At 64.6% G+C, this 13547-nt stretch carries 12 protein-coding genes; 8 read left to right on the top strand and 4 right to left on the bottom strand.

The genetic code is table 11. The features are described 5' to 3' along the window. Nucleotides 1–98: 98 nt before the first annotated feature. The 3 genes from choV to PV773_RS20525 form a co-directional block, all read right to left on the bottom strand. The gene (gene choV / locus PV773_RS20535; protein WP_347968146.1) at nucleotides 99–1280 is read right to left on the bottom strand and encodes a choline ABC transporter ATP-binding protein; all 1182 of its coding nucleotides are present in this window, start codon (nucleotides 1278–1280) and stop codon (nucleotides 99–101) included. Continuing rightward, nucleotides 1277–2131, bottom strand: coding sequence for a choline ABC transporter permease subunit (gene choW / locus PV773_RS20530; protein WP_347968145.1), 855 nt, complete (start codon nucleotides 2129–2131; stop codon nucleotides 1277–1279). The genes choV and choW overlap by 4 nt, the downstream gene beginning before the upstream one ends. A gap of 127 nt (nucleotides 2132–2258) precedes the next feature. After that, nucleotides 2259–3194, bottom strand: coding sequence for a choline ABC transporter substrate-binding protein (locus tag PV773_RS20525; RefSeq protein ID WP_347968144.1), 936 nt, complete (start codon nucleotides 3192–3194; stop codon nucleotides 2259–2261). A 211-nt stretch (nucleotides 3195–3405) separates the two neighbouring features. Between PV773_RS20525 and PV773_RS20520 the strand changes: the two genes are divergently transcribed. Continuing rightward, the gene (locus PV773_RS20520; protein ID WP_347968143.1) at nucleotides 3406–4017 is read left to right on the top strand and encodes a thymidine kinase; all 612 of its coding nucleotides are present in this window, start codon (nucleotides 3406–3408) and stop codon (nucleotides 4015–4017) included. Here PV773_RS20520 and PV773_RS20515 read toward each other — a convergent pair. Continuing rightward, on the bottom strand, nucleotides 4004–5233 hold the full coding sequence (locus tag PV773_RS20515) for a GGDEF domain-containing protein (RefSeq protein WP_347968142.1): 1230 nt from the start codon (nucleotides 5231–5233) through the stop codon (nucleotides 4004–4006). The genes PV773_RS20520 and PV773_RS20515 overlap by 14 nt on opposite strands. A gap of 202 nt (nucleotides 5234–5435) precedes the next feature. Here PV773_RS20515 and PV773_RS20510 point away from each other — a divergent pair, with 202 nt between their 5' ends. From PV773_RS20510 to PV773_RS20480, 7 genes are all read left to right on the top strand, one after another. Next, nucleotides 5436–6524: a hypothetical protein gene (locus tag PV773_RS20510; protein WP_340038363.1), complete on the top strand. Its 1089-nt coding sequence runs from the start codon at nucleotides 5436–5438 to the stop codon at nucleotides 6522–6524. A gap of 199 nt (nucleotides 6525–6723) precedes the next feature. Further along, the gene (locus PV773_RS20505; protein ID WP_347968141.1) at nucleotides 6724–7869 is read left to right on the top strand and encodes a hypothetical protein; all 1146 of its coding nucleotides are present in this window, start codon (nucleotides 6724–6726) and stop codon (nucleotides 7867–7869) included. 195 nt (nucleotides 7870–8064) lie between these two features. Next, nucleotides 8065–9975 carry an AAA family ATPase gene (locus tag PV773_RS20500; protein ID WP_347968140.1) on the top strand — a complete coding sequence of 637 codons (1911 nt, stop codon included), beginning with the start codon at nucleotides 8065–8067 and terminating at the stop codon, nucleotides 9973–9975. 129 nt (nucleotides 9976–10104) lie between these two features. After that, nucleotides 10105–10527, top strand: coding sequence for a DUF559 domain-containing protein (locus PV773_RS20495; RefSeq protein WP_347968230.1), 423 nt, complete (start codon nucleotides 10105–10107; stop codon nucleotides 10525–10527). Between the two features lie 133 nt (nucleotides 10528–10660). Beyond that, nucleotides 10661–11947, top strand: coding sequence for a DUF6638 family protein (locus PV773_RS20490; RefSeq protein WP_347968139.1), 1287 nt, complete (start codon nucleotides 10661–10663; stop codon nucleotides 11945–11947). A gap of 14 nt (nucleotides 11948–11961) precedes the next feature. Beyond that, nucleotides 11962–13152 carry a DUF2333 family protein gene (locus PV773_RS20485; RefSeq protein ID WP_347968138.1) on the top strand — a complete coding sequence of 397 codons (1191 nt, stop codon included), beginning with the start codon at nucleotides 11962–11964 and terminating at the stop codon, nucleotides 13150–13152. A gap of 210 nt (nucleotides 13153–13362) precedes the next feature. Continuing rightward, the coding region (locus tag PV773_RS20480) for a formate--tetrahydrofolate ligase (RefSeq protein WP_347968137.1) at nucleotides 13363–13547 on the top strand (185 nt) is incomplete at its 3' end.

Raw genomic sequence — 13547 nt, 5'->3', positions numbered from 1 at the left:
CGGCCGCATGTCGGAATCATGCGCAATGCGTCGAGGTCACGACGATTTGACCGGCCGCCCGCCTGGGTTCGGGCGGACCGGTCGTCGCGATGTCCAGACTAGCGCCTGAGCACCGCGCTCAAGACGTCGCGGACGCCGATGGCGCCGACGAAGCGCGACTGGTCGTCGAAGAGTGCCACCGGCGAGGTCTGCGAGCGGTGCATGGCGAGCATGACCAGCTTGAGCGAGGTGCCGGGCTTGGCCCAGAACACCTGCGCCACGTCCTCGGGCTGGCCGTCGATCTCGTCGCAGGAAACCCAGATGGCCGGCTTGCCGTTGCGTTCCGCCGCCGTCACCATCCCCTGCCCGTCGATCTTGAAGCGCGTCGTCTTGCGCCGGTCGAGCCACAGCCAGCCGTCGCCGGCATCCTCGAGGTCGCGGCGGTCGCGCATGACGTTCCAGGCGGTCAGCACCGAGAGCGGGTTCACGTTGGCGATGAAGTCGCGGACATAGTCATTGGCCGGACGCAGCACGATGTCCTCGGGCGCGCCGGTCTGGACGATGCGGCCGCCCTCCATGATGGTGATGTGGCTGCCGATCTTGAGCGCCTCCTCGAGATCGTGGCTGACGAAGATGATGGTCTTCTTGAGCTTCTTCTGCAGCAGCAGCAGCTCGTCCTGCAGCTTGGTGCGGATCAGCGGGTCGAGCGCCGAGAACGGCTCGTCCATGAGCAGGATCGGCGCCTCGGTGGCGAAGGCGCGGGCGAGGCCGACACGCTGCTGCATGCCGCCCGACAGCTCGTGCGCATATTTCTTCGCCCACGGCGTCAGGTTGACCAGATCGAGCTGCTTGCCGACGCGCGCCTTGCGCTCGGCCTCCGGCATGCCGGCGAGTTCGAGGCCGAAGCCGACATTCTCCTCGACCGTGCGCCAGGGCAGGAGCCCAAACTGCTGGAACACCATGGCCACCTGGTGCTGGCGCAGCCGGCGGAGCGTCGCCTCGTTACAGCTGACCACGTCGACCATCTTGTCGCCGTCCTTGACCATGACCTGGCCGCGCGAGACGATGTTGAGGCGGTTGACCGCCCTGAGCAGCGTGGACTTGCCGGAGCCCGACAGGCCCATCAGCACCGATATCTCGCCCTCGTTGACGGTGAGATTGGCGCCGGCGCAGCCGAGCACGTTTCCGGTCTTCTCCAGAATCTCGGCGCGGCTTGCGCCGGCATCGATCATGGCGAGCGAGGCGGCGGCATCGGAGCCGAAAACGATGTCGACATTCTTGAAATCGACGGCAACGGTCATTTCTTGCCTCCCACGCCGATGCGGGTCATGCGGTCGAGCACGATGGCGAGCACCACGATGGCCAGGCCCGCCTCGAGCCCGAGGTCGATCCTGCGCGATCCGAGCGCGCGGTTGATTTCGGTGCCGAGGCCGCCGGCGCCGATGAGGGCGGCGAACACCACCATCGACAGCGACAGCATGATGCACTGGGTGAGCCCGGCCATGATGGTGGGGAGTGCGGCCGGCAGCTCGACCTTCCACAGAAGCTGGCGCTTGGTGGCGCCGAAGGCCTGGCCGGCCTCGATGATCGATGTCGGCACCGAGACGACGCCGAGATGGGTGAGGCGCACCGCGGTAGGGATGACGAAGATGATGGTGACGATGAGGCCCGGCGCGTTGCCGAGGCCGAACAGGGTGAGCACCGGTATGAGATAGACGAAGGTCGGCAGCGTCTGCATCAGGTCGAGCACCGGCAGGAGCACGCGGTAGACCTTGGGGTTGTGCGCGGCCCAGATGCCGAGCGGCACGCCGATGGCCATCGACGCGGCGGAGGCGGCGACCACGAGCACCAAAGTCTCGACGGTCTGCTTCCACAGGCCCTGGTTGATGATGAAGAGCAGGCCGAGCAGCACGCCGACGGCCAGCGCGCGCGAGCGCTGCAGGTACCATGCCAGCCCGGCAATGAGCACGGCGACAAGTACCGGCGGCAGCAGGAGCAACGTGTCGACCAGTCCGTCGAGCAGGAAGTTGAGGCCGTTGGAGAAGCCACGCAGGATGGCGTTGAAGTTGTCCGTCAGGAAGGTGAAGAAGGCCTTGCCCCAGGCCCCGATCGGAATCTTGTAGGCGGCCAGAAATTGCGAAATAGGATCCATCTCTCCCCTCTCCTTTTCGGCGGCCGGTCGCCACCGGCGCTCACCCGTCGATCAAAGATACGAAAAAGGGCAGCCATTTCTCGCATTGCTGCCCTCAATCGCTTCACTTGGTCGGCAAGATGCCGGATCAGCTTCCCAGAGCCGTCTTCACCGCGGCAGCAGCGTCGCCGCCGTCGAAGGTGGTGACGCCGTCCAGCCACTTGGTCGCTGCGTCCGGATTGGCCTTCAGCCAGTCCTTGGCGACGTCATTGGCATTTCCGCCCTTGAGGATCGCATCCATCATGGTGTTTTCCATGGACAGGTCGAACTTCAAGTTGGAGATGAACTTGCCGACGTTCGGGCACTCCTGCAGGTAGCCCTTGCGCACGTTGGTGTGCACGGTGGCCGCGCCGAAGCCGCTGTCGCCCATGCCGTCGAGATAGGTGATCTTCATCTCGCCCATGACCGGATGCGGCGTCCAGCCGAGGAAGACGATCCACTGGTTGTCCTTCATCGCCTGCTCGGCCTGGGTCAGCATGCCGGCCTCGGAAGATTCGACCAGTTCGAAGCCGCCGAGGTTGTTCTCGGTCTTCGAGATCATGTCGAGGATGATGCGGTTGCCGTCGTTGCCGGCCTCGATGCCGTAGATCTTGCCGTCGAACTTGTCCTTGAACTTGCCGAGGTCGGTGAGCGTCTTGACGCCGCCTTCGGCGACGTAGGTCGGCACGACGAGGCCGTAACCGGCGCCTTCGAGGTTCTGGCTGATGGTCTCGACCGAGCCTTCGGCAGTGTAGTCCTTGATGTCGTTGGTCATCGACGGCATCCAGTTGCCGAGGAAGACGTCGAGATCGTTGTTCTTGAGCGAGGCGTAGGTGACGGGCACGGACAGCTGGATCACCTGCGGCTCGTAGCCGAGCGCGGTGAGCAGTACCGAGGCCACGCCAGTCGTGGCCTGGATGTCGGTCCAGCCGACGTCCGACAGACGCACGACCTTGCAGCTTTCCGCATCGCCGGCGAAGGCGACACCCGAAACAAGAACCGCCGACACGCCGATCGCGGCGGCGAGTGATTTGATGCGCAACATGTAGAATCTCCCAATCGGTATTATAGTTGGCGACGCGTATGGTTGTTGGTCTTGGTCGCGAGCCAAACACCATTTTTCTTTGGATTCAAGTGACATGACCCAACGACAGACGCCGCCGGCTGTGCCATCCGCGACATGAATCCGGTTTTTTGCGGTGGACGGAGAAAGTCTTCCCTCCCCGCGTCGGGAAGGTTCGGCATAGAAGGACGCCATGGCCAAGCTCTACTTCCACTACGCGACCATGAATGCCGGCAAGACGACGATGCTCCTGCAGGCGTCCTACAACTACCGCGAGCGCGGCATGAACACGATGCTGTTCGTGGCCGGCCACTACCGCAAGGGCGACACGGGTTACATTTCGTCGCGCATCGGGCTGGAGGCGGGAGCCGGGATGTTCCGCGACGGCGACGACCTCTATGCCCGAATCGCCGAACACCACGACCATGCGACGGTGCACTGCGTCTTCGTCGACGAGGCGCAGTTCCTGGAAGAAGAGCAGGTGTGGCAGCTGGCGCGGGTCGCCGACCGGCTCGGCATCCCGGTGATGTGCTACGGCCTGCGCACCGACTTCCAGGGCAACCTGTTTTCCGGCTCGCGGGCGCTGCTCGCCATCGCCGACGACCTGCGCGAAGTGCGCACCATCTGCCGCTGCGGCCGCAAGGCCACCATGGTCGTGCGGCTCGGACCCGACGGCAAGGTGGCCAAGCAGGGCGAACAGGTGGCGATCGGCAAGGACGTCTACGTGTCTCTGTGCCGGAGGCACTGGGAAGAGGAGATGGGCCGGGCCCAGCCCGACGACCTCGTCGGCTTCATTGGCAGATGAGGCGCTTTGCGGCATCCGCGGGCTCGGCCTGGCCGGCCGCCTGGTTGCTGTTCGAGGCGACCTTGGGCACTGGTCGGAAGACGGCATACCCGTTGCGGCCACGCTTCTTGGCCTCGTAGAGCGCGGCATCGGCGGCCTCGATGACGGTCGCGAGAGCAGTGCCATTGGCCGGAAGCCACTCGGCGACCCCGATGCTGACCGTCAGCGGAACGGCCTCCCCCCTCCAGCCGAAAGCCGCCGCGCGGAAGCGCTGCACCAGCGCACCCGCGACTGCCTCCGCCTCCCCGGCCGACGTCTCGGGCAGGAGCGCGCAGAATTCGTCGCCTCCGAGGCGGGCCAGCATAGCCTGCGGCGGCATCAGGGCGGCGGCGGTTCCGGCGAAATGTTCGAGCGCCGCGTCGCCGGCAGCATGGCCGCGCCGGTCGTTGATCGACTTGAAGTCGTCGAGGTCGAGCATCAACAGCGAGAACGGCCGGCCGGTGCGGTCGGCCCGCAACGCCTCCGCCGCGGCGGCTTCCATGAAGCGGCGGCGGTTGGGGAGGCCGGTCAGCTCGTCGGCGACGGCCAGCACCGCCAGTTCGCTGCGCAGCCGATCGATCGCCAGGAGCACGAAGCCGAAATTCCATACCACCGCGCCGAAGATGATGGTCAGCAGGCAGAAGGCGGCGAAATCGTAGTAGGAAGCGTCCGAGAGCACGCCTGCGATGCGCATCAGGTTCATGACCGCCTCGGCGCCCTGCCCGAGCATGCCGACGATCATGGCGAGCGCCGCCACCCAGGCGCCGAGGCTGCGCTCTTCGCGAAACAGCAGATGCACCGCGGCCAATGACACGAGCACGATCTGCCCGGTGGCATAGACGACGTTGCGCGCCTCGGAACTGTCGCGGACGACGGCCAGGACCAAAACCGCGATCAGTGTGACCAGGGCGCTCGTCCACCAGCCGCCGGGCCTGCCATGGAAGCTCCTTACGCCGATCCAGACCAGGCCGAAACCGAAGATGACCAGCGCATTGCCGGCAACGGCCAGTGCCAGATTGAAGCCGTCGCCCTGCATGGCGAGCAGCCCGCCGCCAATGGTGGTGAGGATGCATGCGCCCAGCCAGTGCCTGGCGGCGAAAATGTTGGCGTGGACAAATGCGATCGCCCCCCAGATGACGGTGAGCGTCAGCGAGTTCAGCAGGATGACGAGGTAGAGGGTTGGGAAGTCGAGCTTCATGACGCGCCTGAATTGGACCTGCCGCGGGGCGCACCTCCCAGAAGCGCCTCGGCAACCGGGCAATAGCGGAAATCAAGGTGCAGTTGGTTAAGATTGCGGCGCGCCGTCAATGAAAACTGAATTCTGCGTGTCGTCTTTCAATCGATAGATACGCCACATATATTCCCCGCCAGTGCCCTGTATTCGAGACCGGAGGAACTCAATGGCAACGCTGCAGAACTTCGATGCCGAGATCGCCAAGACCAAGCAGGTCGTGGAGGAGATGCGCAGCAAGATCGAGCAGTCCGGCACGGTGCTGGACAAGATCGCCAAGACCGACGAGAAGATCGGCGCCTCCGATTTCGACATCGAGAACGCCCGCATCCAGGACGTGATGAAGCAGCAGAAGGTGATGGAATCGAACATCGCCGACCTGATCATCGGCCTCGAGGACGCCACCAACGTGTTCGGCGCCGAGTTCGAGAACATGAAGAGCTTCACCGGCTGGGAGAGCTTCGTCGGCATCTTCTCCGACGAGAGCAAGCAGCGCATGCGCACCGAGCGCGTCCGCAACATGTCGCTGGCCGGCAATCTGCAGGAGCTGCTCACCAAGTCGGACACCATCGTCGGCATCCTCAAGGCGCAGAAGGCGGTGCTCGACCAGCGCTACAAGACCTCGGAGACCAGCCTTTCGCAGGTGATCGAACGCCGCAAGACGACGATGGCCAACCTCGAGGCAACCCAGAAGCGCATCGAGGAGTTGAACCCTCTGCTGCTCGACATCGAGAACAAGATTGCCGCCTCGACCAGCCAGAAGGAGCGCACCGACCTCGAATCCGAGCGCTCCAAGCTCGCCACCGAATACAACGAGAAGCAGGCCAAGGAGCAGGAACTGCTGGCCGAGAGCCAGACGCTCGAACGCTACACCTCGATGTTCCAGACCTTCGTCGATTCGCTCAACAACCAGATCGCGGCCCAGAATACGCTGATCAACAAGCTGACCATCGATACCGAGCAGCGCATCGTGCTCTACAAGGCGCTGGAGGATTCGCTGAAGACGGCGGCCCAGCAGGACGTGGCCCACAAGATCAACACGCTGGGCTCGAAGGTCGACAACACGGCCGAGGAGACGATGGCCGGCATCGGTGCCGCCGCCCAGAAGCACATCGGCGACCTGCTCGAACTGCACGAGAAGAACATGGTGGCGACCGCCGACATCCAGCGCCGCAAGAAGCTGGCCGACGACGCCTTCGCCCGCCGCTTCGAGGAAGTGTTGAAGAAGCACAACGCTTCGGACTACGTGCAGTCGTAGGCGGCATCATAGACGAAGCTTCGCGCTCTATGACACCCCCCTCTGTCCTGCCGGACATCTCCCCCGCAAGGGGGGAGATCAGCTGTAGCCTCCGCCTCGCCCACCCTCGAACGCCGAAGATTGGCCGAGGCCGTACTGAAGGCCATCCGGCAGGACAGAGGGGGGTGGGAAGGAACGCAAGCACAGCAGGCACGGCAGCATGACCCCCACCGACGACCCGGCGGTCCGCTATTTCGACGCCATCAAGGCGGCGTTGAGCGGGCTCGAGATCTTCATGCGCGACGACCGTTCGCCGCTCTACCGGCACGGCATCGTCGCCAAGGTCGCCGCCGAATACATCTCCCGGCTGGAGAAATCCTTCGCCTGCTGGCGCAACCGGCTGGGCTTCATGGAGACCTTCAAGATCAGCCGCGCCGAAAGCGGCTTCCCGGTGTTCCAGAACGTGCTCGAACTGGAGAACGACCGCAGGTCCGCGGCGCAGCGGCTCGCCAGCATCCCGCCGCCCGGCGAGTTGCGCGAGGAGATGGCCGACTTCATCCTGCGCCACAAGGAGTTCCCCGAGGCGCTGCAGCGCTCGATGGCCGAACGGCTCTATCTCGAGGACGTCAAGGACGGCGTAACCTTCTCGCCCTTCATCCTGGCGCAGACGGCCAAGGTCTCGGTCAACCCCAACACCGGGCGTCCCTACTACCTGGTGCACTGGGGCAGCTTCGACGGCACCGCCAACCTGCCGCTGATCTACATGGCGACCGTCGAGGATTCGTCCGAGGCGATGATCGACCAGCTGGTCGATCGCAATGGCAAGTTCAACGACAAGGTCGATATCCCCCTGCCCGTCGACGGCCTGCTCAACCCCGACCTGGCGCATCGCTTCGACGATTTCACCGAGAAGAACTCGGCCTACACGCTGTCGCCGCTGACGGTGGCGACCAATCTCGACAAGGATTTCGAGGAGCTGCACCCCAAGCAGCTCCGGCGCCTGGTGCTCGGGCCGTTCTATTCGGCCGGCATCACCGAGCACAACTCGACGGTTGCCGAGGTGCTGTCCAAGGTGCGCAAGGCGGAGAACGCCTGGCTGCTCACCTGGACCATCCAGGAAGTCTATTCCAAGGCCGAGAAACCCGGCCGCAGGGGCCTGTTCTCCAGCGAGAAGGCGACGCAGGAGTTCTACATCAACACCGACGACCTCGAGGCGACGCGCCAGGGCGTGTCGAGCTACGAGAAGCACGCGCTGATCCCGCACGAGGCCTACCAGGCGCTCTATGCCGCCGGCGAGGCGCAGAAGATCTTCGACGGCTACAAGGTGCACATCCTGTCGAAGGGACAGGTGATATCGGATGTATGAGGGACGCATGATCGACCCCCGCTCCGTCTCGGCTTCGCCTCGACACCTCTCCCCCGTTCGACGGGGGAGAGGAAAGAACAGCGGCGCCTTTGCCGCCCTTCCTCTCCCTCCGGAGGGGGGAGAGGTGCCTCGCGCAGCGAGGCGGAGTGGGGGAAGCTCTCACAGGATGCACGTTTCGACACGGGGAGAAATCTGATGGACACCGGCCTGACCACGATTTCCGAAGCCGACATCGAAAAGCATCGCTCAACCGCGCAGAGCTTCATCACCCGCATCGTCGTGCTGGAGGACAGCTCCGGCCAGTCGGGCACGGCCCTTGCCGGCACCAACAGGCGTTTCGTCTCGACGGTCTCGACCGGCTCGATCCGCAAGACGCGCGAGGTCGAGCTGCAGAAGACCGTCGCAGCCATCCGCCCCGACGACCAGCTGCTGTCGATTTCGCAGCACACGCTGCTCTACCGTGCCCGCCGCGGCATCGCGGTGGCGCTCGCCGTCTCCGACGTGTTCGCGCGCTCGACCGACCTCGAGGCGCTGCAGGCCAAGAACGCGCGCAGCCCGCTCGAGGGCGACGAGGCCGGGCACTTCAAGAAGCTTCTGTCGGCGTCGGCCTATGTCGCGGCGTTTTCGCTCGCCTCCTATCTGGCCCAGCTGATCGACAGCGACGGCGAGGCGTCAAACGACATCGCCGAGCCCGACTTCCTGTTCGATACGCCGCAGGACGCGGTGAAGTCGCTGATCGCCGGGCTCGACCGGGCGCTGTCGGGCACCAAGGACGACGCCGACCTGATGACCCGCGCCCGCGCCTTCGCCCGCACGGCCATCGAAGGCCTGCTGCAGCGCAAGGGCCGCTTCGACGGGCTCGGCGCCTTCGAGAACGCCCACATCCGCATCGACGCCGACGACTTCACCCTCGACGGTTTCGACGTGGCGCCCGGCAGGAAGTCGAAGCCGCTGGTGATGACCTTCAAGAAGCCCGAGGAGGTCGTCGGCAACCACATCGCCAAGTTCCAGTCGGTCAGGCTCGCCAAGATGCTGATGGCCTACGACTTCGACAGGGAGATGAACCCGTTCGTCGAGCTCGGCGGGTTCTTGTTCACCTTCATCGGGGACGGTGCCCCCGGCACCGGCAAGACCACGCTGATCCAGATGATCGCCGGCCTGGTCAACGGCTATTGCCAGGTCGCGGGCTATCCCTTCGCCTACGAGAATTTCGGCGTCGACCAGATCTCGTCCTACCAGGGCAAGTCGGGCCAGAACTGCCGCCAGTTCATCAACAACGTGCTCAACCCGCGCGCTATCGGCTTCGGCACCATCGACGACATCGACCAGGTGGCGGCCAAGCGCTCCGACGACCGGGCGTCCGCCGGCCAGCAGGAAATCACCGGCGTGCTGATGGATGCGTTTGCCGGCGCCGGCACCGTGGTGCGCGGCAACTGCTCCTTCGGCATGTTCTCCAACTACCCCGAGAACGTCGACGACGCGCTGCGCCAGCGCGCCGGCGCCCGCTGGCTCGTCGACGGGCCGCAGACCCGCGACGACTACATCGACATCTTCGTCCTGTTGGCCGGCAAGAACCACAAGATCCCGCTGGGCGAGCACGAGCTCTATGCCGCCCAGGAAATCCAGCGCGCCGTCTCGGAGGCCTATGAGGAGCACCAAAAGCCGCAGGAAGACGGGCTGATCAAGGTCTACGAGCGCTTCATGAAGGACAACGGCGCGCCGAAGACGCTGGCCGACGTCGGCACCTACCTGCACATGATCAAGGAGGCCGAGCCGCGCTTCACCGGCCGCGCCATAAAGAACGTCACCGACGCGATCAAGATGCGCGCCATGGACATCGAGCTGCCGGACGACTGGTTCGAAAAGCCCGAAGCCTTCATGCACAAGGGCTACGACGAGAAGAAGTCGATGATCGAGGAGTTGCGCGGGCCGTTCTCGATGGAGATGGTCATGCAGGAGATCAACCGCTACGCCGACAGCGAGTTCCGCTACTCCGACAAGTCGGACGATGCGGCGGTGTCCAAGCTGCTGCGCGACGCGCGGCTGCGCGAGCGGGCGGCGAAGGAGATGGAGGAACTGAAGGCGAAGGGGCTGTGGAATGCGTGAGTTCCAGTTGCCCCTCATCCGCCTGCCGGCACCTTCTCCCCGCACGCGGGGAGAAGGTCGAAGCGGCAACGTTGACGCCCCCCTCTCCCAGTATTGCACGGGGAGAGGGTAAGGATGAGAGGCGATCTGATGCGTGGACCGCAACCCGCCAAGACCAACAGAGCGCGTTCGCTCCGCAAGGCTGACAACGATGCCGAACAGGCACTGTGGGCAGAGCTTCGCGACCGGCGACTGGGCGGCCACAAGTTCAACAGGCAGTTTCCGATCGGACCGTACTACGCGGACTTTGCATGCCGGGAATCGCGCCTGGTCGTGGAAGTTGACGGCAGCCAGCACGCAGGAAACACCCACAGGATACGGGACGATCAAATGCTGGCTGAGGGCTGGTCGGTCCTGCGCTTCTGGAACGTGGATGTACTGAAGGAACGCGAGCCTGTCGTCGAGACAATCCTTGCAGCACTGGAGGGTCGACTGGACCCGGAAATCATTGCCACCGACCTTCGTTTTGTCGCCGCTGCCGGATATGCCGGATATGGAGAAAAACGACATTGACCGTCTGGTGCGCCCCTCATCCCCTGCCGGACCTTCTCCCCGTAACGACGGGGAGAAGGAGGATGGCCGCGACGCTGACGCCCCCCTCTCCCCGTCCTTCACGGGGAGAGGGTAAGGGTGAGGGGCAATCCTGATGGACCTCCTGCGCGACAACGAACTGATCTGGGGTCGGTTGCTGCCGGTCGACGAGCCGCATCTGATCGGGCGCTACAACAAGGCGCTGACGGCGTTCGGGCTCAAGCCGACGAAGCTCCAGAGCTTCGACATCGACCGCACCGGCTTTTCGCCGCAGGTGGCCGAGGAACTCGGCGACTACCAGTATCTCGACCCCAACGAGGTCAACCGCCGCTTCATCATCCTGACCCCGTCGCAGATCGACCTGCCGGTGGTGCACACGGCGTTTTCCAACACCTCGCAGTTGGTCTACGAGTTCATGTCGAGGAACCAGCGCGCCATCGACGCGCTGACGATCAAGGACGTGATCTACGGCGAGATCGAGGATTCGGTTTCCAAGGTCGAGGACATCGAGGACCTGTTGTCGATCAACCAGGTCGAGTTCCGCGTGCTGTCGGCCGAGGACGTGCTCGGCAAGGCCGCCGAGTTGGGCAAGCTCGTCGACCGGCTGAAGCAGGAGCCGGATGCCTGGCGCGACGACGAAATGCTGCAGCGCATGGTCGAACTCGCCAAGGTCTGCGGCGACATCCGCGAGAACGCGCTGGTTCCCGACCAGGTGATCTTCCGCCACAACGCCTTCTGGACCAGCCATTTCGGCGGGCTCTACGTATTCGTCGACCGCGACGTCACGACCGTCATATCCGATCCGTCCGCCCCCGGATTCCGCCGCTCGCGGCCGTGGCAGGTGAGCTACCTGTCGATCCGCGATGCCGACAAGGTGTTCAAGTTCCTGGCCTCCACCGGCCGGCTCGACCTGCCGCGCGCCTCCTGGATCGAAAGCTCCGGCTACCTCGAGCACCGCGCCGAGATGGCGGTGCGCGCGCTGATCCGCGCGGCCGAGCCGAAACGCGATCTCAACAAGGTCGACAAGGTGTGGCTGCAGACCTGGATCCACAGCCACGCCGACGCCATCACCAGCGACGGCACCTTCCCCTTCCTCAACGGCGCCAAGCGCGAGGTCGCGCAGTTCGGGCAGTTGAGGCTTGAAGAGGTGTTTCCGCTGCACCGCTTCCTGGTGGTGCGGGCAAAGCCCGACCATTCGGACGCGTGGCTGACCAACCGGCTGATCTCGGAATTCGTGCCCGCGGACTTCGTGTCGCGTTACGTCTTCAACAAGCAGGGCTTCTACAAGGACTATGAAAGTCTCAACGAGGTCTGGCGCGCCAACGTTGTCGACACGTTGAAAAACTCATATCTCAAGGACAAGGCGGCGTTCCGCGCACAGCTCTACGGCCTGACCGACTGAGGGGACCTTTGACAATGCTCGATCCGATCGTGAATTTCTTCACCCGGATATTCCAGCTGATCGGACGCGGCATCGGCCTCGTCATCGGCATCCTGCTCTGGCCCTTCATGTGGGTCGGCCGCTGGTACGGCAACCGCAACCTGACGCTGCGGGCGGTGCTTGGCCTGATCGTCGTCGGCATCGTCGGCCTCTATGCCTATTTCTTCTACGTGACGCAGTTCTGGAAGAGCTTCGATCCGGACTATCCGACCCGCGTCGCGGCGGATTCTGCCTCCGCCCAGGCCACCAACGCGGTTGCAGGGGACCCGATCGCCGGCACGACAGGGACCGCCGAGGGCAGCGGTCAGCCGGCCGCCGCGGCAGCCGGGACGACCGCGCAGACGGCGCCCGCGCCGCAGAGCTGCAAGCGCTCCGAAATCGCCGCCGTGGCCGCCGATCTGATCGACTTCAACGTCAACCAGAATGCCTGGATCTCCTCCATGCTGGCCTCGAAGCTCGGCTTCTTCGGCGTATCCTGGCGCAACACGCCCTTCTTCGACAACAAGGCCGCCTTCCAGCTCGGCATCAACCAGGTGCTGCGCCGCACGACCACGGAACTGGTGGACACGCTCGGCCGCGCCCGCGGCACCTCGCGCATCGACCAGAACCTGCAGGACGCGCGCACCGCGCTCGCCTGGGACGAGGACGCCTGGTACATCGGCATGCGCGGCCCGACGCGCCCGACGCCGAGCGTCTACCGCGAGGCGATCGGCAAGCTGCGCGGCTTCAACACCAGCCTCGAACAGTGCCAGGCGACCTTCGATGCCCGCGCCGACAACCTGCTGCAGTTCCTCGACCGCATCGCCGGCGACATGGGTTCCACCTCGGACATCCTGCGCAGCCAGATCGAGGCCTCGGATGCCGGCTGGTTCGACCCGCGCGCCGACGACCGCTTCTGGTTCGCCTACGGCCAGCTCTATGCCTATTACGGCATACTGAGCGCGACACATACGGACTTCTCGGCGGTGATCCGCGAGCGCAACCTGGCGACGCTGTGGGACACCATGCAGACGCAGATGCGCGACGCGCTCAACATGCAGCCCTGGATCATCTCCAACGGCAACGAATCGAGCTTCCTGTTCCCGTCGCACCTGGCGACGATGGGTTTCAACCTGTTGCGCGCCCGCTCGCAGATCGTCGAGATCCGCAGCGTGCTCGACCGCTGACGGCGATCAGCCGTCTCCCGACCAGCTACGTGTGCGGCGCCTTGACGGCGCCGCAATCGCAAGGGCCTGCTCCGACCGCACGACCCTGTCGCAATCCGTGCATTGGGCGGCTGTTTTGAGACGGCGGCAGAAACCGGTGTCGGGCTTCTATGGGGTCATAGGACGGGCACAGCCCCGCTTGTTTGCGACATGATTTTCGGAGGAGCCGCGATGGCCGAGTACAAGACCGATATCCAGATTGCCCGCGAGGCCAAGAAGAAGCCGATCCAGGAGATCGGGGCGAAGATCGGCATCCCGTCGGAGCATCTGCTGCCCTATGGCCACGACAAGGCGAAAATCTCGGCCGAGTTCATCGCCAATGCCCGCAAGAACAAGGACGGCAAGCTGGTCCTGGT

This window comes from Mesorhizobium sp. CC13 (assembly GCF_039907765.1).
Taxonomy (GTDB): domain Bacteria; phylum Pseudomonadota; class Alphaproteobacteria; order Rhizobiales; family Rhizobiaceae; genus Aminobacter.
The sequence above is the reverse complement of the archived record's forward strand: the minus strand, read 5'-3'. Positions and strand labels throughout refer to the sequence as shown.